General features: G+C 73.4%; 19 protein-coding genes and 1 pseudogene. 7 read left to right on the top strand and 13 right to left on the bottom strand.

Features of this window, described 5'->3' with window-relative positions; genetic code table 11:
• Nucleotides 1–339: 339 nt before the first annotated feature.
• The 7 genes from DDQ41_RS19195 to glmS all read right to left on the bottom strand — a co-directional run bounded on the left by DDQ41_RS19195 (nt 340) and on the right by glmS (nt 8,117).
• A complete protein-coding gene (locus tag DDQ41_RS19195) occupies nt 340–570 on the bottom strand; it encodes a hypothetical protein (RefSeq protein ID WP_109295580.1) in 231 nt (76 codons plus the stop codon).
• A gap of 254 nt (nt 571–824) precedes the next feature.
• Nucleotides 825–1,349, bottom strand: coding sequence for a tRNA (adenosine(37)-N6)-threonylcarbamoyltransferase complex ATPase subunit type 1 TsaE (gene tsaE, locus DDQ41_RS19190; RefSeq protein ID WP_109295579.1), 525 nt, complete (start codon nt 1,347–1,349; stop codon nt 825–827).
• Entirely contained in the window at nt 1,321–2,550 is a 1,230-nt protein-coding gene (locus DDQ41_RS19185) for an alpha/beta fold hydrolase (RefSeq protein ID WP_109295578.1), read from the bottom strand. The genes tsaE and DDQ41_RS19185 overlap by 29 nt, the downstream gene beginning before the upstream one ends.
• A 39-nt stretch (nt 2,551–2,589) precedes the next feature.
• Complete coding sequence (gene alr, locus DDQ41_RS19175) at nt 2,590–3,933, bottom strand: alanine racemase (protein WP_262508500.1); 1,344 nt, start codon at nt 3,931–3,933, stop codon at nt 2,590–2,592.
• 91 nt (nt 3,934–4,024) lie between these two features.
• Nucleotides 4,025–5,458, bottom strand: coding sequence for an NAD(P)H-hydrate dehydratase (locus DDQ41_RS19170; protein WP_109297822.1), 1,434 nt, complete (start codon nt 5,456–5,458; stop codon nt 4,025–4,027).
• Nucleotides 5,459–5,904: 446 nt separating this feature from the next.
• The gene (locus DDQ41_RS19165; RefSeq protein WP_109295577.1) at nt 5,905–6,273 is read right to left on the bottom strand and encodes a holo-ACP synthase; all 369 of its coding nucleotides are present in this window, start codon (nt 6,271–6,273) and stop codon (nt 5,905–5,907) included.
• Nucleotides 6,270–8,117, bottom strand: a complete 1,848-nt coding sequence (glmS, locus tag DDQ41_RS19160) for a glutamine--fructose-6-phosphate transaminase (isomerizing) (protein ID WP_109295576.1) — start codon at nt 8,115–8,117, stop codon at nt 6,270–6,272. Before glmS ends, DDQ41_RS19165 begins: the two co-directional genes overlap by 4 nt.
• A 335-nt stretch (nt 8,118–8,452) precedes the next feature.
• Here glmS and coaA point away from each other — a divergent pair, with 335 nt between their 5' ends.
• Both coaA and DDQ41_RS19150 read left to right on the top strand, forming a co-directional pair.
• A complete protein-coding gene (gene coaA, locus DDQ41_RS19155; RefSeq protein ID WP_109295575.1) occupies nt 8,453–9,445 on the top strand; it encodes a type I pantothenate kinase in 993 nt (330 codons plus the stop codon).
• A gap of 98 nt (nt 9,446–9,543) precedes the next feature.
• Nucleotides 9,544–10,480, top strand: a pseudogene (locus DDQ41_RS19150) (DUF389 domain-containing protein); the annotation flags it as partial.
• A 17-nt stretch (nt 10,481–10,497) separates the two neighbouring features.
• Here the strand turns inward: DDQ41_RS19150 and DDQ41_RS19145 are convergent.
• On the bottom strand, nt 10,498–10,743 hold the full coding sequence (locus DDQ41_RS19145) for a GntR family transcriptional regulator (protein WP_217364464.1): 246 nt from the start codon (nt 10,741–10,743) through the stop codon (nt 10,498–10,500).
• 177 nt (nt 10,744–10,920) lie between these two features.
• On the opposite strand from DDQ41_RS19145, the gene DDQ41_RS19140 reads away from it, so the two are divergent.
• The 5 genes from DDQ41_RS19140 to DDQ41_RS19120 all read left to right on the top strand — a co-directional run bounded on the left by DDQ41_RS19140 (nt 10,921) and on the right by DDQ41_RS19120 (nt 13,784).
• The gene (locus tag DDQ41_RS19140) at nt 10,921–11,154 is read left to right on the top strand and encodes a hypothetical protein (RefSeq protein ID WP_109295574.1); all 234 of its coding nucleotides are present in this window, start codon (nt 10,921–10,923) and stop codon (nt 11,152–11,154) included.
• The gene (locus DDQ41_RS19135; RefSeq protein ID WP_109295573.1) at nt 11,151–11,348 is read left to right on the top strand and encodes a hypothetical protein; all 198 of its coding nucleotides are present in this window, start codon (nt 11,151–11,153) and stop codon (nt 11,346–11,348) included. Before DDQ41_RS19140 ends, DDQ41_RS19135 begins: the two co-directional genes overlap by 4 nt.
• The gene (locus DDQ41_RS19130) at nt 11,267–11,992 is read left to right on the top strand and encodes a DALR domain-containing protein (RefSeq protein ID WP_109295572.1); all 726 of its coding nucleotides are present in this window, start codon (nt 11,267–11,269) and stop codon (nt 11,990–11,992) included. Before DDQ41_RS19135 ends, DDQ41_RS19130 begins: the two co-directional genes overlap by 82 nt.
• Nucleotides 11,993–12,056: 64 nt before the next feature.
• Nucleotides 12,057–12,557, top strand: a complete 501-nt coding sequence (locus DDQ41_RS19125) for a 2OG-Fe(II) oxygenase (protein ID WP_109295571.1) — start codon at nt 12,057–12,059, stop codon at nt 12,555–12,557.
• Nucleotides 12,558–12,611: 54 nt separating this feature from the next.
• A complete protein-coding gene (locus DDQ41_RS19120) occupies nt 12,612–13,784 on the top strand; it encodes a serine hydrolase domain-containing protein (RefSeq protein WP_109295570.1) in 1,173 nt (390 codons plus the stop codon).
• Nucleotides 13,785–13,848: 64 nt separating this feature from the next.
• Here the strand turns inward: DDQ41_RS19120 and DDQ41_RS19115 are convergent, their stop codons facing one another.
• From DDQ41_RS19115 to rplM, 5 genes are all read right to left on the bottom strand, one after another.
• Nucleotides 13,849–14,025, bottom strand: coding sequence for a hypothetical protein (locus tag DDQ41_RS19115; RefSeq protein ID WP_174720298.1), 177 nt, complete (start codon nt 14,023–14,025; stop codon nt 13,849–13,851).
• Nucleotides 14,026–14,059: 34 nt separating this feature from the next.
• Nucleotides 14,060–15,643, bottom strand: coding sequence for an alpha/beta hydrolase family protein (locus DDQ41_RS19110; protein WP_262508499.1), 1,584 nt, complete (start codon nt 15,641–15,643; stop codon nt 14,060–14,062).
• Between the two features lie 183 nt (nt 15,644–15,826).
• On the bottom strand, nt 15,827–17,185 hold the full coding sequence (glmM, locus tag DDQ41_RS19105) for a phosphoglucosamine mutase (RefSeq protein WP_109295569.1): 1,359 nt from the start codon (nt 17,183–17,185) through the stop codon (nt 15,827–15,829).
• 197 nt (nt 17,186–17,382) lie between these two features.
• Nucleotides 17,383–17,901, bottom strand: a complete 519-nt coding sequence (rpsI, locus tag DDQ41_RS19100) for a 30S ribosomal protein S9 (protein ID WP_109295568.1) — start codon at nt 17,899–17,901, stop codon at nt 17,383–17,385.
• Nucleotides 17,902–17,942: 41 nt separating this feature from the next.
• Nucleotides 17,943–18,386 (bottom strand): 50S ribosomal protein L13, encoded by a 444-nt coding sequence (rplM, locus tag DDQ41_RS19095; protein WP_109295567.1) that lies wholly within the window; start codon nt 18,384–18,386, stop codon nt 17,943–17,945.
• Between the last annotated feature and the right edge of the window lie 171 nt (nt 18,387–18,557).

The following is an 18,557-nucleotide window of genomic DNA, read 5'->3' as shown; positions in this document are numbered from 1 at the left end:
GCGACCCGGTGCGAAAACGGCTGCGCGTTCCCGGTGCGGGCGCGGGCCCGGCGCCCCGGCGCGGACGGGGTGACGTCGCCGAGGCCGAAGCGGTTCCTCGGCCCGCGCGGACGGGGCGGCGTTGCCGAGAGCGGCTGCACGGCCCGCGCCCCGCGCGGACGGGCGCCCCGCGGCGGAGGCGGGCGCGCGGCGGACATCCAGCGGAAACCCCGAGGCCGGCCCGCGGCGCACACGCAGCGGAAACCCCGAGGCGGGCGCGCGGCGCACATGGAACGGAAACCCCGAGGCGGGCCCACCCGGGACGCGGGAGACCCCGGTAAGCCGTTTCACCCGAAGGGGCTATGCCGCGTCGCGGCGGGGTTCGCCCTCCCCGGACACGGGCTCCTCGGACACGGGCTCCCCGGACACGGGCTGCCCGGACCGGGCGGCTCCGCCGCGGTCGCCCGGCGGGGTGGAGACCGCAGTGGCCGCCGCGCACGACGCCAGCAGATCGCGCATGGAGAACGCCGACGGCGACGGCCGGGGCGATCGGTGCGGCGGTGACTTCGCCGCGGGCTCGGACGCCGGCATGGATGCCTCCTGGTGGTCCGGGGGCAGGCGCGGTGGGGCGGACCCGACCGCGTACTTCCCTCCATGTGACCATGCGCGGAGCAGCGGACGCAACATCTTGCCGACAGCCTGTCGGGACGTGTCCCCGGGCGGGTCGGGACGTGTCCCCGGGCGGGTCGGGGCGGGTCCCCGGGCGGGTCGGGGCGGGTCCCCGGGCGGGTCGGGCGGCGTCCGGCCCGGGCGCCGGGTCTCCTGCGGCGCACGCCGGGGGGCTCTCAGGCGGTGAGCCCCGCCAGCCCCGCGCCCGCCCATCGCGGACCGACACCGGTGAGCGTGACCCGGCGGCGATCGTCGTCCGTGTTGCCCGCGACCCGGTGGATGACGACGTGCAGCCGGTCCTCCGAGAGGTCCTCGACCCTGCCGTCGCCCCATTCCACGACGACCACGGACTCCGGCAGCGACACGTCGAGGTCGAGGTCCTCCATCTCGTCCAGCCCGCCGCCCAGCCGGTACGCGTCCACGTGCACCAGCGCGGGTCCGCCCACCAGGGACGGATGCACCCGGGCGATCACGAACGTCGGCGAGGTGACGGCGCCGCGGACGCCCAGGCCCTCACCGAGCCCGCGCGCCAGGGTCGTCTTGCCGGCGCCGAGTTCCCCGGTCAGCAGGACGAGGTCACCGGGCCGCAGCAGCTCCGCGAGCCGGCGGCCCAGCTCCTGGGTCTGCTCCGGCGAGGTGAGGGTGAGACGGGCGGCGGGCTGGTCAGCGGTCTCAGCCGCCGGGCTGTGCGGTGCTTCCATACGTGCCAACGTTAGCCGCTGACGGGACCGCCCCGACCCGCACCAGCAGGTCCGCCAGCCGGTCGGTGACCACCTCGGGGTGCTCCAGCATCACCAGGTGCCCCGCGTCCGGCACGATGACCAGCTCGGCGTCCGGCAGCAGGTCGGCGATCGCCTCGCTGTGCGAGCTGGGGGTGACCAGGTCGCGGTCTCCGGCCAGCACCAGCACCGGGACCTCCCGGTACACGTCCAGTGCCGCCGCCTTGTCGTGCTCCGCGAACGCCGGGTAGAACTCGGCGACCACGTCGATCGGCGTCCCCTCGATCATCCGCTCGGCGAACCTGGCCACCGCCGGGTCCACGTCCCTCGAACTGAACGAGTAGCGCTTGATCAGCCCGGCGAAGAGGTCGGCCGTCGCCCTCCGGCCGCGCTCCACGAGCTCCGCCTGGGAGCCCAGCGCCTTCAGGACCCCCGGCAGCACCCGGCGTACGACGTTCACGCCCGCCACCGGCAGCCCGTAGTTCACCTCGCCGAGCCGGCCGGCCGAGGTGCCGACGAACGCGGCCCCCACGACCCGCTCCCGGATCAGCTCCGGATGCGCGGCGGCGAGCGCCATCAGCGTCATCCCGCCCATCGAGTGGCCCACCAGCACGAGCGGCCCCTCCGGAGCCGCCTCGTCGATGACCGTCTTCAGGTCGCGGCCCAGCCGGTCGATGGACACCGGCACCCCCTCGGGCCCGGTCTGGGAGGCACCCCGGCCCGAGCGGCCGTGGCTCCGCTGGTCCCAGTGGACGGTACGGACCAGCCCGCGCAGCGCGGCCCGCTGGAAGTGCCAGGAGTCCTGGTTGAGGCAGTAGCCGTGGCTGAACACGACGGTCACCGGCGCGGGGGCCTTGCGGCCGAACAGCCTGCGCCGGCGCGGTGCCGAGCCGCCCGGCTCCGGGTCCACCTCGTCCGTCTCGAAGTACAGCGCCGTGCCGTCGTCGGCGACGGCCCTGCCCGGAGTGCCGCGAAGCGCCCCGTACGGCCCGGAGGCGTCCAGGGCGAGCCGGGCCTTCCGGCGCATGCCCCGGCCCACGGTCATCCGCTCTATCGCGACGCCCGCCGCCGCTCCGGCGGCGATCACCCCTATGGCGGCGCCGGCGACACCCGCCCGGCGCCAGTTGCCCGCGGCGGCGTCGGTCACCGCCGCCGCCACGTCCCCCGCGCTGTTCTCGCTCACCGTGCCGCTCCTACTGGTGGTCGTCTCCTGGTCGTCCGGTCAGTCGCCGGCTGCCGTGCCCACGCGCGTTCCCTCGTCCGCTCCCGGATGCGCTCCCGGGTGCACTCCCGGGTGCACTCCCAGGCGCGCGCCCACGTTCACGCCCACGGTCGCGCCGACGCTTGCGCGCCCGGCCTCCCCCTCGGCTTCGACCTCCCCCTCGACCTCACCCTCGGCTTCGCCCTCTGCCTCGCCCTCGGCCTCGTGGAGATGCACCCGGGGGACGCGCGCCCCGACCCGCGTCACGATCTCGTAGGCGATCGTGTCCGCCGCCTCCGCCCAGTCCTGTGCCGTCGGCTCGCCCCGGTCACCCGGGCCGAACAGCACCGCCTCCGCGCCCTCCCGCACGGACTCCCCCCCGGGGCCGAGGTCGACGACGAACTGGTCCATCGCCACCCGGCCGGCCACCCGCCGCCACTCGCCGCCGACCAGCACCGGACCACGGCCGGAGGCATGCCTCGGAATGCCGTCGGCGTACCCCACCGGCACCAGCCCGAGGGCGGTCTCGCCGCCGGTGACGTAGTGGTGCCCGTAACTGACGCCGTGTCCGGCGGGAACCCGCTTCACCAGCGCCACCGACGCCCTGAGCGTCATCACCGGGCGCAGCCCGAAGTCGGCGGGCGCGCCCAGTTCCGGGCTGGGCGAGATCCCGTACACCGCGACACCGGTGCGCACCAGGTCGAAATGGCTCTCCGGAAGGGTCAGCGCCGCAGGGGAGTTGGCGATGTGCCGCACCTCCGGGTCGGCGCCCTCCTTCTCGGCGTACGCCACCAGGTCCCGGAAGACGGACAGCTGCGCGGCGATGGACGGGTGAGCGGGCTCGTCGGCGCAGGCGAGGTGCGACCAGAGACCGGTGATCCTGACGGTGCCCGCCTCCTCGGCGGCGCGGGCGGCCGCGACCAGCTCGGCCCAGCCGGCGGGCTGGCAGCCGTTGCGGCCCAGTCCGGTGTCCGCCTTGAGCTGGACCCTGGCGGCCCGGCCCGCCTCCTCGGCGGCCCGCGTCACCTCGCGCAGCGCCCACATGCCGCTGACCGACACGTCGAGGTCCGCCTCGACCGCCTCGCGCCAGGGTCCCCCGGGCGTCCACAGCCAGCACATCACCCGGCCGCCGATCCCGGCGGCCCGCAGGGCGAGCGCCTCCTCCGGCGTCGCCGTACCCAGCCACCCGGCCCCCGCGGCCAGGGCCGCCCTCGCACAGGGGACCATCCCGTGTCCGTACGCGTCCGACTTGACCACGGCCATGAGGGCGGCGCGCGGCGCCCGCGCGCGCAGTGCGCGGACGTTGGCGCGCAGCGCGGCGAGATCGATCTCGGCACGGGCCCGGAAGGGTGCTTGTTGAGTCATCGCGCTCAGTGTCGCAGAGGCCCGCCACCCGGCTCGTACGGCGACGGCCGTGAGTGGCGCCGGTCACCCGCCTGCTGTGGCCCGCGCCACGTCAGGGCGTCCGCGTGTCGCGCCAGGCCCGCGGGATCGCCGCGGCCACGTCCTGGGCGGACACCGGGGCGTCCCGTGAGGCGAGCCGCGCCGCCAGACCGTGCAGATAGGCGGCCGCGGACCCGGCGTCGAGCGGTTCGAGGCCGGCCGCGAGAAGCGAACCGGCGAGCCCCGACAGCACGTCGCCGCTGCCCGCCGTCGCGAGCCAGGAGGTGCCGGTCGGGTTCACCCGCACCGGACGGCGGGCGTCCGCGTCGGCCACCAGCGTCGTGGAGCCCTTCAGCAGCACCGTGGCGCCGTACTCGGCGGCCAGCGACCGGACCGAGCCGAGCCGCGCGGCCTCCACCTCACCGCGGTCCACCCCCAGCAGCGCCGCCGCCTCACCCGCGTGCGGGGTGAGCAGCGTGGGCGCGCTGCGGGCCCGTACCGCGTCCGGGTCGAGGCCCCGCAGTCCGTCGGCGTCGACCAGGACCGGGACGTCGGACTCCAGCACCTCCGCCACTCCCGGCGCCTCGCCGAGGCCCGGTCCGACGACCCACGCCTGCACCCGGCCCGCGCGGGAGGGCGGCCAGCCGTGCACCAGCACCTCCGGGAAGCGGGCGATCACCGCGTCCGCGCCGGGACCGACGTACCGCACGGCCCCGGCGGCGCCGTGCACCGCGCCCGCCACCGCGAGTACCGCGGCGCCCGGGTAGCGGGCGGAGCCGGCGACGACGCCGACGACCCCGCGCCGGTACTTGTCGCTCTCCGGGGCGGGCACCGGCAGCAGCCGCGCCACGTCCGCGTGTTGCAGCGCCTCCAGGTCGGGCACGGACGGCAGCCGCGGCCCGAGACCGATGTCGACGAGCCGCAGGGCCCCGGCGTACCGGTGCGCCGGGTCGACGAGCAGTCCCGGCTTGTACGTGCCGAAGGCGACGGTGGCGTCGGCCCGTACCGCCTCGCCCCTCACCTCTCCCGTGTCCGCCTCGACGCCGCTCGGCAGATCGACGGCGACGACCATCGCGCCGGAGCCGCGCGCGGCCCGGGCGAACGGCACGGCGTCCGGGCGCAGCCCGCCGCGGCCGCCGATGCCCGTGATGCCGTCCAGGACGACGTCGGCCGCGGCGAGCACCCCGAACGGGTCCTCGGCGACCCGGCCCCCGGCGGTCCGCAGCGCCGCGAGTCCGCTCCGGTGGGCGCGGTCGGGATCGAGCAGCACCGCGTTCACCCCGGCGCCCCGCCGGGCCAGCCGCGCACCCGCGTACAGGGCGTCGCCGCCGTTGTCGCCGCTGCCGACCAGCAGCACGACGCGGGCCCCGGAGACGCGCGGCAGCAGACCGGCGACGGCCGCGGCGAGCCCCGCGGCGGCCCGCTGCATGAGCGCCCCCTCCGGCAGCCCGGCCATCAGTTCGGCCTCGGCGGCCCTTACGGTGTCGACACTGTAGGCATGACGCATGCTCAGAAGCATGCCGTGCGAACGTCCGCCGCGCTCGGCATCGCGGGTGCGGCGGCGTCCGCCGTAACCGGTGCGGCCACGCCCGGCGCTACGGGTGCGGCCACGCCCGGCGTTACGGGTGCGGCCGCGCCCGCCGGGCCCGGCACCGCACGCCAACCCCCGCATGCCAACCCCTGCACGACAGCCCCCGCACGCCAACCGCCGCACGTCGCCCCCGCCGACCCACCCGACATCGCGGTGGGAGCGGAAGCGCTCGCGTACCGCCGCGCGGAACACCGCGGTACGCGGACGGGACCTGGCTCCGGGTCGCCTACGTCGTCGGCGGCGCCGGAACACCGCGGTACGCGGACGGGACCCGCCAGTGCCCCCTACGCGACCCCACCGCTGGCCCCGCAACCCCACCGCTGGCCCCGCAACCCCACCGCGCCCCCATCGCCGACCCGCCGCTACCCCTCAGCGACCACCATCGCCGACGCCACCCCGGCGTCATGGCTGAGCGAGATGTGCCACGACCGCACCCCCCGCTCACGCGCCGCCGCCGCCACCGTGCCGGTGACGCGCAGACGCGGCCGGCCCGAGTCCTCGACCCAGACCTCGCAGTCCGTCCAGAGCAGCCCGGCCGGCGCGCCCAGCGCCTTCGCGACGGCCTCCTTCGCGGCGAAGCGGGCCGCGAGGGAGGCGGTGCCGCGCCGCTCGCCGCTCGGGAGGAGCAGTTCGCTCCGCAGGAAGAGCCGGTCCGCCATCGCCGGCGTCCGGCGCAGCGCCTCCTCGAACCGGTCGATCTCGGCGACGTCGATCCCCACCCCGACGATCATTCGACGGTGACCGACTTCGCCAGGTTGCGCGGCTGGTCCACCTCGTTGCCCCGGGCCGTGGCGAGTTCGCAGGCGAACACCTGGAGGGGCACGGTGGCCACCATCGGCTGGAGCAGCGCCGGGGTCTGCGGAATGCGGATCAGGTGGTCGGCGTAGGTCTCGACCGCCGTGTCGCCCTCCTCGGCGATCACGATGGTGCGCGCGCCGCGGGCCCGGATCTCCTGGATGTTGGACACGATCTTGTCGTGCAGCACGGACCGGCTGCGCGGCGACGGGACGACGACGACCACCGGCACGTCGTTCTCGATCAGGGCGATCGGCCCGTGCTTGAGTTCGCCGGCCGCGAAGCCCTCGGCGTGCATGTAGGCGAGTTCCTTCAGCTTCAGCGCGCCCTCGAGGGCCACCGGGTAGCCGACGTGCCGGCCGAGGAAGAGCACCGTGTTCTTGCGGGCCAGCGAGCGGGCCAGCTCGCGCACCGGTTCCATGGTGCCGAGGACCTGCTCCACCTGGGTGGCGATCTGCGAGAGGTCCCGGATGACGGCCCGGATCTCGTCGCCCCACTTGGTGCCGCGCACCTGCCCGAGGTACAGCGCCACCAGGTAGCAGGCGACGAGCTGGGTCAGGAACGCCTTGGTCGAGGCGACCGCGACCTCCGGCCCGGCGTGCGTGTAGAGCACGGCGTCCGACTCGCGGGGGATGGTGGAGCCGTTGGTGTTGCAGATGGCGAGGACCTTGGCACCCTGCTCGCGGGCGTGGCGCAGCGCCATGAGGGTGTCCATGGTCTCGCCGGACTGCGAGATGGCGACGACGAGCGTGCGCTGGTCGAGGATGGGGTCGCGGTAGCGGAACTCGCTCGCCAGTTCCACCTCGCACGGGATCCGCGTCCAGTGCTCGATGGCGTACTTGGCGATGAGCCCGGCGTGGAACGCCGTGCCGCACGCCACGATGACCACCTTCTGCGCCTCCCTCAGCACCGCGGCGGGGATCCGCACCTCGTCGAGCGTGAGCGAGCCGTCCTCGTCGATCCGGCCGAGCAGGGTGTCGGCGACGGCCTTCGGCTGCTCGGCGATCTCCTTGAGCATGAAGTAGTCGTAGCCGCCCTTCTCGGCGGCGGAGAGGTCCCAGTCCACGTGGTACGAGCGCACGTCGGCGGGCGCGCCGTCGAAGTCGGTCACCGTGACGCCGTCGCGGCGGAGTTCGACGACCTGGTCCTGCCCGAGTTCGACGGCCGAGCGGGTGTGGGCGATGAACGCCGCGACGTCCGAGGCCAGGAACGCCTCGCCGTCGCCGACGCCGACGACGAGGGGGGAGTTGCGCCGGGCGCCGACGACGACGTCCGGTTCGTCCGCGTGGACGGCGACCAGCGTGAAGGCGCCGTGCAGCCGCCGGCACACCAGGCGCATGGCCTCGGCGAGTTCACCGCAGGAGGAGAACTCCTCGGCCAGTAGATGGGCCACGACCTCGGTGTCCGTCTCGGAGGCGAGGTCGTGGCCGCGCTCGGCCAGCTCGGCCCGCAGCGCGGCGAAGTTCTCGATGATGCCGTTGTGGACGACGGCGACCCGCCCCGCGTTGTCGAGGTGCGGATGGGCGTTGGCGTCGGTGGGGCCGCCGTGCGTGGCCCACCTCGTGTGCCCGATGCCGGTGGAGCCGCTCGGCAGCGGACGGTCGGTGAGCTCCTTCTCCAGATTGAGCAGCTTCCCGGCCTTCTTGGCGGCGGCCAGCCCTCCGTCGGCGAGGACGGCCACGCCCGCCGAGTCGTAGCCCCGGTATTCGAGCCGCTTGAGCCCGGCGATGACGACATCGAGCGCGGACTGCGCTCCCACGTAACCCACGATTCCGCACATGGCGGCAGCCTACGGCCGCGGGGGCCCGACCGCCGAGGTCACGTGCCGCGTGTGCCGGGCCGGCCGGCCGGCCGCCGGCCGTGCGTCCGGCGGCGGGATCGGGCGGCCGGATCCGTTCGCTGAGGTGGTGGTACAGGGCGCGGGGCGCGGGATTACGAAGTTTCGGGGCGCGGGGTCGCGGGGCGCGGGGATACGAGGTTACGGGGCACGGGGTCGCGGGGCGCCCGGACCGTGGCCCGCGCACGGTTCCCGGTGCGGCGCCGCCCCCGTCGGGCCCGGCCCCGCGTGACCGAGCCCACCCCCCACGCCGCGCCCCCAGCACCGACAATGGTCGTGTGATCACTTCGCCGCCACGAAGCCGCAGGGCCGACCGGGCCGAGGCGTCCCCCTACGTCGATCTGACCCGCGAGGAGTGGAGCGCACTCCGCGAGAAGACGCCGCTGCCGCTGACCGCCGCCGAGGTCGAACGGCTCCGCGGCCTCGGCGACGTCATCGACCTCGACGAGGTGCGGGACATCTATCTGCCGCTGTCCCGGCTGCTCAACCTGTACGTCGGGGCCACCGCCAACCTCCGCGGCGCCCTGAACACCTTCCTCGGCGAGGCGGGCAACGGCCACGGCACCCAGCGCGGTACCCCGTTCGTCATAGGCGTCGCCGGCTCCGTCGCCGTCGGCAAGTCCACGGTGGCCCGGCTGCTGCAGGCGCTGCTCGCCCGCTGGCCCGAGCACCCGCGCGTCGAACTGGTCACCACGGACGGCTTCCTCTACCCGATGAAGCAGCTCCAGGACCGGGGGCTGATGTCGCGGAAGGGCTTCCCCGAGTCGTACGACCGCCGCGCCCTCACCCGCTTCGTCGCCGACATCAAGGCCGGCAAGGACGAGGTGTCCGCGCCCGTCTACTCGCACCTCATCTACGACATCGTCCCCGGCGAGCGGCTGACCGTGCGCCGCCCGGACATCCTGATCGTCGAGGGCCTCAACGTCCTCCAGCCCGCGCTGCCCGGCAAGGACGGCCGCACCCGGGTCGGTCTCGCCGACTACTTCGACTTCTCCGTGTACGTGGACGCGCGGCCGGAGGACATCGAGCGCTGGTACCTCAACCGCTTCCGCAAGCTGCGCGAGACCGCGTTCCAGGACCCGTCCTCGTACTTCCGCAGGTACACCCAGGTCTCCGAGGAGGAGGCGCTGGACTACGCGCGGACGATGTGGCGGACGATCAACGGCGTCAACCTCCGGGAGAACGTGGCCCCGACGCGCGGGCGTGCCACCCTGGTCCTGCGCAAGGGCCCCGACCACAAGGTCCAGCGGCTGTCCCTGCGCAAGCTCTGAGCCCGCCGCCCGCCACCCCCCGTCCTCCGCCGCCCGCCGCCCGCCACCCGCCGCCCGGCCGGACGGCCCTACCGGAAGACCGCCGAGGAGCCGTCCGCGTGCTGCACCTGCGTCTGATCGTCCCGCCCGACCGCACCGAGCGGGTCGTCGCCACCATCGATAAGACGGTGGGCACGACACACCTCGTGGTGTTCACCGGCGCCGCCCGCAACCCGTCGGGCGACCTGGTGCTCTGCGACGTCGCCCGCGAGGCCGGGGACGAACTGATCGGCGGCCTGCGGGAGCTGGGGGCTGGACCGCGAGGGCGCGATCTCGGTGGAAAGCGTCGACCTGTCGCTGTCCAGGCGGGCGGACGAGGCGGAGCGGCAGGCACCGGGCGAGCCCGCGGACGCGGTGCTGTGGGAGCAGCTGACCGACGCGACCCACGAGGAGTCGACGCTCTCCGTCACCTATCTGGCGTTCCTGACGCTCGCGACCATGATCGCCGCGTGCGGTGTGGTCCTCGACAACGCGATCCTGATCGTGGGCGCGATGGCCGTCGGCCCGGAGTTCGGCCCGCTCGCGGGCTTCAGCACGGCGGTGGTCCAGCGCCTCCCCCGGCTCGCGCTGCGCTCGCTGGTGGCGCTGGTGGTGGGCTTCGCGGTGGCCATGGCGGTGACGGTGCTCTTCAGCCTCTTCATGACCGGCGCCGGACTGTTCGAGGCGTCGATGCTGCGCGGCGGCGACCGTCCGAACACGGCGTTCATCTACGACCCGGACGCGTTCTCGTTCGTCGTCGCCGTCCTCGCGGGCGTCGCCGGCACCCTGTCGCTGACGTCCGCGAAGTCCGGGGCGCTGGTCGGGGTCGCCATCTCGGTGACGACGGTCCCGGCGGCAGCGAACGCGGCGGTGGCGCTCGGCTACGGCGACTACGGGCAGGCGTGGGGCTCCAGCCTGCAACTGCTGCTGAACCTGCTCGGGATCATCCTCGCGGGCACGCTGACGCTGCTCGTCCAGAAGTGGCTGTGGTCCCGCCGGCGCCGCGCGATGCGGAGGCCGGCGGGGCGTGACCGTCAGCGGGGCGGGTCGGTTGCACCCCGGTCGGTGACGAAGGAGCCCATGCCGTGTGCCGTGGTGATCAGCCCCTCGTCCCGGAGGGCTGCCGTCGCCTTGCGCACCGTGATCCGCGCGACGCCGAACTCCTCCTCCATCCGCATCTCGGAGATGCGATGACGCGGCGGGTACTCGCCGGTGGCGATGCGCTCTCGGATCACGTCGGCGATCTGCACCCACTTGGGGCGGGTCGGGTCGTACTCCATCACCCGGGTGACCGTACACAGTCGCGGCCATCCGAACACAGAAGCTTACATCGCATGTTCTCTATAGACATCTATAAATCTCACCTCTAGCGTCGACCCAGGAGAGCCCCGGCGACGGATGCAGCCGTCTCGGGGACGTGGCCATCAACCGACTACGGGAGCCAAGGAGCCGATGACGTGACCGACCTCATCCTCCACCTCGCCGCACGGCTGCGGCGCTGGCTGGACCGGCGCTTCCCTCCAGGAGCGAACCCCGGCGGCACTCCCCCGTCCACGCCGGTCGCGCGCCCGGCACCGCGCCTGCCCGCGCATGGCAGCCCGTACGGCCTCGACGGACCGCTCGACGGGAACGCGGGCGCGCTGGTACGCCCCTACCTCGGCGGCGCCCTCCTCCACGAGTTCACCGCATGAGCCACGACCGCTCCCCGGAACCGCCGCCGCCCGTGCGCATGTGCGTGCGCTGCGAGCGGATCACGGACGACCCCGTCATGGTGCACGAGGTCCACAGCGCCGGCGGTCCCGGATGGAACGTGTACGCCTGCCGAGGCTGCGCCCCTCACTTCCCGCCGCCCATCGACGTGTTCGACCTGCTGCCGGGAGACTGAGCCGGGGCGACCGGGCCCGGCACGACGGCCGGTCGGGCACTCGGCGTTTCCGCTGTCAGACCGCAGCGGGGAGAACCCGCAGATCCGGCAACTTCCTCACCATCCGCGACGCCCTCGCCCGGACGGACTTCCGCACCCTGCGGCACGCCTTCCTCTCCCAGCACTACCGCTCCTCCATGGAGCTGAGCGACTCCACGCTGGAGCAGGCCCGAGGGGCACGCCGCCGAATCGAGAACTTCGCCCGGACCATCGACCCCGCACACACCGACAGCCAGACGAACGTCGCACGCGCGACGGATGCCTGGACGGAGATGCGTGAGCACCTGGACGACGACTTCGACGCCCCCGGTGCCCTCGCCGTCCTGTTCCAGTACATCCGCGAGCAGAACCGTACGGAGGAGCCGGCCGGCCCGGCCGCCCTGCGGCTGATCGAGGACGTGAACAACCTCTTCGGAACCTTCGACATCCCCGGCGCCGCCGAGAGCGACGCCGCAGTCGACGAACTCGTGAAGGAACGCGACCGGCTGCGCGCGGCGAGGAAATTCGCCGAGGCCGACGCGATCCGCGACCAGCTCACCGAGCAGGGCGTGACCCTTGAGGACTCGCCCGAAGGCACCCGTTGGTGGCAGGAGCCCACCTCATGACCTGGAAGAGTCGCTTACCGCTCATCGTGAGAGCGCCATCCCCCTCGGCCTCTGCGGAGCGCTGATGGACCACGTGAAGAACCACGCCGCCCGCCCCCGCACCTACCAGGGCGTCATCGACGAAACGCTGCGCAAGAGCGAATACGTCGAGATGCCGACACACCTGGAGGAGGCGGCCATCTCCCACTGCGCCGCCCCCGTCCGCAGCCACTTCGAGATCGCCCCGAAGCGCATACCCACCCAGCCGGCGGTCGTCTACCGCTACGGCCCCGGCGTCGGCTTCGTCGCCCACCACGACGAGGTCACCGACATCGAACGCGAACGGGCCCGGACCAACGGCCAGCCCGTCGTCGGCGGCGACCTCACCCTCGTGGTCTGGCTCAACACTCCGGACTCCTACGGCGGCGGCGAGCTGTTCTTCGAGAACCCCGCCCAGGAGATCAAACCGCCCTGCGGCACCCTGGTCGCCTTCCCCGCCACCCGCGACCACATCCACGGCGTACGGCCGATCACGAGAGGCGAACGCGTCACCCTCGTCGTGCGCGTCGACGCCGAATGCCTCTGAGCAGAGGCCAGTTCCCCTGCCGGTGAGGGCAGCGCGGCTGCCAGGATGAACGGTATGACGACGATCAACGGTGAGGTAGCGCCCGGGTTCGAACCGGTCCGCGAGGCGTTCGCAGCGAACTTCACCCAGCACGGGGACATCGGCGCGGCCGTGTGCGTCTACAGGCACGGCCGACCGGTGGTCGACCTGTGGGGTGGCGTCGCCGACGTTGATACCGGCCGCCCATGGGCGCGGGACACCCTGCAACTGGTCTATTCGGCGACCAAGGGACCCACCGCGACGGCGGCGCACATGCTGGTCGAGCGCGGCATGCTCGACCTCGACGCACCGGTGGCGAAGTACTGGCCGGAGTTCGCGGCGAACGGCAAGGCGGACACCCCCGTCCGCTGGCTCCTGTCCCACCAGGCCGGCCTGGTCGCCCCGGACGAGCCGCTCCCCCTGGCCGAGGCACTGGCCTGGGACCCCATGGCAACAGCGCTGGCGGCCCAGCGCCCGATGTGGACTCCGGGCACTGCACACGGGTACCACGGTCGCACCTGGGGCTGGCTGGTCGGCGAGGTGATTCGCCGCGTCTCCGGCCGCTCGCCGGGCACCTTCTTCGCCGACGAGATCGCGGGCCCTCTCGGGCTGGACTTCTTCATCGGCCTGCCGGCGAGCGAACGCAGCCGAGTCAGCCGCATGGTGTACCAGCGCCCGGCCGTCGACCTCACCACCGTGCCCGCCGAGGCCGTTCCCGAGGAACTCCGCGAACAGGTCGCCGCATGGCGGGACCCGAACTCATTCAGTAACCGGGCGTTTGCGGTCACAGCCCCGGCCGTTGTCGACTTCGACTCCCCTGAGGTGCAGGCCGCAGAACTCCCCTCCTCCAACGGCATCGGCACCGCACGGGCACTCGCGCGCATGTACGCCGCGCTGATCGGCGAGGTTGACGGCGTGCGTCTGATCGCTCCCGAGACCCTCGCGTCGGCAACCAGGGAGCAGGCCAGCGGCAAGGACCAGGTGCTGGTGATCCCAAGCCGCTTCAGCACGGGATACATGCTCCCCACCGAGGGCAACCTCATGACCGGCCCGAACGCCTTCGGCCACACCGGCCGTGGCGGCTCACTCGCCTTCGCCGACCCCGAACACCGCATCGCCTTCGGATACGCGATGAACCACATCATCAGCGGGGCCGGCGATGCCCGCGCGACCGCGCTGACCGAAGCGGTCCGAGAGTCGCTGGCGTAGCCGGTCGGTGTCGGTATGGAACGGCCAACGGAACTCCGCGGCCCGACTGCCGCTCATGACGGGACTACTGAACCAGGCTCAGCACGGGGCGTTGCTCCTGGACTCCGAGCAGTCCGCGCATACGCCTGGTGGTCCGGGCCAGTTCATGCGCTAGCCGGACCACGGACAGATCCGTCTCCCGGGAGGCCGGTTCGAAGGCCTGCCGTAGGAGCGAGGGCTGTTCGCCGGAGAAGTTGGACACGGACTCGGCACCTCCGCCAGTCGGCGCGCCTGCGTCAGCCGAGCGGGATCGAAGCTGTCGGAGATTGGCACGGGGCGTCGCTCCCCGCTCTTCCAGCCCGGAATGAGGTCTTGCCTACCGGGTCGCATCGTCTTCTCTGGTCTGGTCCTCGACGGGTTGTGCTTCGGTTCTGCGGCGGGACGTCCCGCAGTCGCTCGGAGGCCGCATGCGGGGCCACCGGCCCCAGCGTCCCCTGCAGCCAGTCGAACACGACCTCGCAGTGCACCTGCGGCGCCATCGGGGAGCAGTGCAGCTGCGCGCCCTCGGCCGCGGTGAGCTTCACATAGTCCTTGGGCGCGGTCAGCCCGTCGAACATCCGCTGGGCCTGGCCCGGGTAGAACTGCTCGTCCTCGTAGTCGAGTACCAGCGTCGGCGCCTTGATGCGCGGCACGATGTCCGTGATCGTCAGCGCCTGGACGCGCCTCGCGGGGGTGTAGAAGTCGGTGAACATCCTGCCCCGTCGGGCGGCGAGCATCGCCGCGACGGAGAAGGGCTCGAAGCGCTTCTTCATCGTCGCCGCGTCGGCGGGGGACAGTCCGGGGACGACCTCCTCGTTCCAGATCCGGTTGGTCTCCTCCCTGCTCGGGGTGAGGATCTCCCGGACCTCCGCTGGGAAGCCCAGCCACGGCTCCACGCAGCCGGGCATCGCCACCAGGGCGGCGATCCGGTCCTCGAACGCCGCGGCCCGGGGAGCCAGGTCGCCGGCCATGCTCAGCCCGGTGAGACCGATCCTGGAGGTGTCCACGTCGGGGCGCTCGGACAGCCAGTCGACGAGGGGGCCGACGACCCTCTCCCAGGTGGGGGTGAAGACCACCCGGTCCACGAAGAGCAACTGGCCCTGGCCGGGGCCGTCGTAGACCAGGGCGTTCCAGCCGCGGTCCAGGGCGGCCGCGACGCCGTAGGTCCACATGTCGACGTTCTGCCCGTCGCTGCCGTTGGTGAGGATCACGGTGGGGCGGCGGGTGTCCGACGGGTCCGGCCGGAAGAACCACACCGGCAGCGGGGTGGTGCCGTAGGGGACGTTGGCCTTGACCGGCGCCGGGTCGCACCGGTCGCAGAACGCGTCCCAGGCGCCCCGCCCCGCCTTGTAGAGGTCCTCCTCGCCGCCCGGGTCGTCCGAGCCGAGGACGAAGAACAGCGCCTGGGCGTAGTACTGCGCGGCCCGCAGCGCACGGAAGCGGGTGGTCTGGTCGCCGGGCCTGCTGCCCGGGGGCGGCCCCATCAGCCTGTCGCCGAGTTCGCGGAAGGTCCTGACGTACGTCTGGGCGGAGAGGCCGGCCTTGTTGACGGCGTTCACCGCGGTGAGGACCTCGCCCACCTCCCCGGCGCTGAACCCGGCCCCGCCGAGGGCCCACAGGCAGCTGAAGTTGTAGGCCGGGTCCGTGAACAGGGTCATCGCCCCGGGCGCCGGGTCGTCCGCCCCGCTCTGCGGGGAACGGCTTCCGCCGGGCGTCGGCGCGTTCGCGGGCTTCGCCCCCGACGGGGTGCACCCGGCCAGTACGGCCGCCCCGCCGACGAGGCCGGCCAGCGCCGACCGGCGGCTGGGCCCCGGCGCGCGGCCGGCCGACACGTACGTCATGCCAGCCGAACGTAGGAGCACCGCCTCCGGGCCGCCGGCCGCGACACCCGCCGTTCCCCCGAACGGCGGGCCGCGTGGTGTCGCGTGAGCCCGGCGCGGACGTGACCGCGTCAGCCCGGCACCGGCTCGATCGCTCAGCCCAGCGCGGACGTGACCGCGTCAGCCCGGCACCGGCTCGATCGCTCAGCCCAGCGCGGACTTGACCGCGTCGGCCAGCCGCCCGGCCACCGAGCGGGCCTGCTCGATGTCCGCGGCCTCGACCATCACACGGACCAGCGGCTCGGTACCGGAGGGGCGCAGCAGCACCCGGCCGGCGGCGCCGAGCTCCCGCTCGGCCTCACCGACCGCGGCGGCCAGCTCCGCCGACGAGGAGACGCGCGACCTGTCGACGTCCCGGACGTTGACGAGGACCTGCGGGAGGCGGTCCATGACACCGGCGAGCCCGGCCAGGGAGCGGCCGGTCGCGGCGACGCGGGCCGCCAGCATCAGTCCGGTGAGCGTCCCGTCGCCGGTGGTGGCGTGGTCGAGGACGATGACATGGCCGGACTGCTCGCCGCCGAGGGCGTAGCCGTGCTCCTTCATCGACTCCAGCACATAGCGGTCGCCGACGGCGGTCCGCACCAGCTCGATGCCCTCGCGCTCCATCGCCAGCTTGAAGCCCAGGTTCGACATCACGGTGGCGACGACGGTGTTGCCGCGCAGGGTGCCCGCCTCGCGCATGGCGAGCGCCAGCACCGCGAGGATCTGGTCGCCGTCCACCTCGTTGCCCTCGGCGTCCACGGCGAGGCAGCGGTCGGCGTCGCCGTCGTGGGCGATGCCGAGGTCGGCGCCGTGGTCGACGACCGCGGCCTTCAGCAGGCCGAGGTGGGTCGAGCCGCAGTTGTCGTTGATGTTGAGGCCGTCCGGCTCGGCGCCGATCGTGACGACCTCGGCGCCGGCCCTCGCGAACGCCTCGGGCGAGACCCGGGCCGCGGCGCCGTGCGCCTCGTCGAGGACGACCTTCAGCCCGTCGAGCCGGTTGGGCAGGACGGCGACGAGGTGGGCGACGTACCTGTCGAAGCCCTCGTCGTAGTCCCGGACCCGGCCCACGCCCGCGCCGGTCGGGCGGTCCCACGGCGCGCCGGTGCGGTGCTGCTCGTACGCGGTCTCGATGCGGTCCTCGATCTCGTCGGCGAGCTTGTGACCGCCGCGGGCGAAGAACTTGATGCCGTTGTCCGGCATGGCGTTGTGGCTCGCGGAGAGCATCACGCCGAGGTCGGCGCCGAGCGCGCCGGTGAGGTACGCCACGGCGGGGGTCGGCAGCACCCCGACCCGCAGGACGTCCACCCCCGCGCTCGCGAGGCCCGCCACCACGGCGGCCTCCAGGAACTCCCCGGACGCGCGGGGATCGCGTCCGACCACCGCCGTCGGCCGATGGCCCTCGAACGTACCCGCCTCGGCGAGCACATGCGCCGCCGCGACCGAGAGGCCGAGCGCCAGCTCCGCCGTCAGATCCGCGTTCGCGACACCGCGCACACCGTCCGTGCCGAAGAGTCGTCCCACTGGTGTCCTCCGATTGTGCTCCGAAAACGCAGGCCCCGCGGTGTCCCTGCGCGAGGGTGCGGGGTCCCGGCTGCCGTTATACGCCTGGGTTACGGGGGCGTGTCATCCCGGGGTCGCCCCGGGTCCGGGATACGGAACGCCCCGGCGGCACCGAGTGCCGCCGGGGCGAACGTACGCCGTGCAGGCGAGCAGGCGATCTAGCGCTTGCTGTACTGCGGGGCCTTGCGGGCCTTCTTCAGACCGGCCTTCTTCCGCTCGACCGCGCGGTCGTCGCGGCGCAGGAAGCCGGCCTTCTTCAGCGGGCCGCGGTTGTTCTCCACGTCCGCCTCGTTCAGCGCGCGGGCCACGCCGAGGCGCAGGGCGCCGGCCTGGCCGGACACGCCGCCGCCCGCGATGCGGGCGACGACGTCGTAGCGGTCGTCGAGCTCGAGCACCTTGAAGGGCTCGTTGACCTCCTGCTGGTGCACCTTGTTCGGGAAGTAGTCCTCAAGGGTGCGACCGTTGATGGTCCACTTGCCGGTGCCCGGGACGATGCGGACACGGGCGATGGCGTTCTTGCGGCGGCCCAGGCCGGCGGCCGGCTGCGGCTCGCCGAAGCGGGACGCGAGCGACTCGCTCGTGTACTCGCCCTCGACGGGGGCCTCGGACTCGAAGGTGGTGACCTCGGCGTAGGTCTCTTCGCCCTCGAGCGGGGTCTCGGTGGTGGTCTCGGCCACGATGCTCCTCAGATTCTCTTCGTCTTAGGGGGTGGCCGGACTTACTGCGCGACCTGGGTGATCTCGAACGGGACCGGCTGCTGTGCAGCGTGCGGGTGGTTCTCGCCCGCGTAGACCTTCAGCTTCGAGAGCATCTGACGGCCCAGGGAGTTCTTCGGGAGCATGCCCTTGACGGCCTTCTCGACGGCCTTCTCCGGGTTCTTGTCGAGCAGCTCGTCGTAGCGGACGGAGCGCAGACCACCCGGGTAGCCGGAGTGGCGGTACGCCATCTTCTGGGTCCGCTTGTTGCCGGACAGGTGCACCTTGTCGGCGTTGACGATGATGACGAAGTCACCGGTGTCGACGTGGGGTGCGTAGATCGGCTTGTGCTTGCCCCGCAGGAGGGTGGCAGCGGTGGAGGCCAGACGGCCCAGGACGACGTCCTGGGCGTCGATGACGTGCCACTGGCGCGTCACATCGCCGGGCTTGGGGCTGTACGTACGCACGGTCGTAGCCTTCGCTTCTTCAGTGATGGGATCCCCCGGCTTGCGAAAGCACGGAGGACGGGGTCCTGACAAGGCCACCCGGACGATCACGACAGCCCTGGCAGCACATCGGGGACGCAACCCGAGTGCACGCCGCTGGTCATCGGCCCGGTGGACCGGCGTAAGGGCCCC

The sequence above is a fragment of the Streptomyces spongiicola genome (assembly GCF_003122365.1).
Lineage (GTDB): Bacteria > Actinomycetota > Actinomycetes > Streptomycetales > Streptomycetaceae > Streptomyces > Streptomyces spongiicola.
This window is presented reverse-complemented; position numbering and strand designations above follow the sequence as displayed.

Excerpts from the sequence above, each read along its gene's own strand:
- DDQ41_RS19195 (WP_109295580.1), bottom strand. The coding sequence starts at position 570 with ATGCCGGCGTCCGAGCCCGCGGCGAAGTCACCGCCGCACCGATCGCCC.
- tsaE (WP_109295579.1), bottom strand. The coding sequence starts at position 1,349 with ATGGAAGCACCGCACAGCCCGGCGGCTGAGACCGCTGACCAGCCCGCC.
- alr (WP_262508500.1), bottom strand. The coding sequence starts at position 3,933 with ATGACTCAACAAGCACCCTTCCGGGCCCGTGCCGAGATCGATCTCGCC.
- DDQ41_RS19170 (WP_109297822.1), bottom strand. The coding sequence starts at position 5,458 with ATGCGTCATGCCTACAGTGTCGACACCGTAAGGGCCGCCGAGGCCGAA.
- DDQ41_RS19165 (WP_109295577.1), bottom strand. The coding sequence starts at position 6,273 with ATGATCGTCGGGGTGGGGATCGACGTCGCCGAGATCGACCGGTTCGAG.
- glmS (WP_109295576.1), bottom strand. The coding sequence starts at position 8,117 with ATGTGCGGAATCGTGGGTTACGTGGGAGCGCAGTCCGCGCTCGATGTC.
- DDQ41_RS19145 (WP_217364464.1), bottom strand. The coding sequence starts at position 10,743 with ATGGAGTACGACCCGACCCGCCCCAAGTGGGTGCAGATCGCCGACGTG.
- DDQ41_RS19135 (WP_109295573.1), top strand. The coding sequence starts at position 11,151 with ATGAGCCACGACCGCTCCCCGGAACCGCCGCCGCCCGTGCGCATGTGC.
- DDQ41_RS19130 (WP_109295572.1), top strand. The coding sequence starts at position 11,267 with ATGGAACGTGTACGCCTGCCGAGGCTGCGCCCCTCACTTCCCGCCGCC.
- DDQ41_RS19125 (WP_109295571.1), top strand. The coding sequence starts at position 12,057 with ATGGACCACGTGAAGAACCACGCCGCCCGCCCCCGCACCTACCAGGGC.
- DDQ41_RS19120 (WP_109295570.1), top strand. The coding sequence starts at position 12,612 with ATGACGACGATCAACGGTGAGGTAGCGCCCGGGTTCGAACCGGTCCGC.
- DDQ41_RS19110 (WP_262508499.1), bottom strand. The coding sequence starts at position 15,643 with ATGACGTACGTGTCGGCCGGCCGCGCGCCGGGGCCCAGCCGCCGGTCG.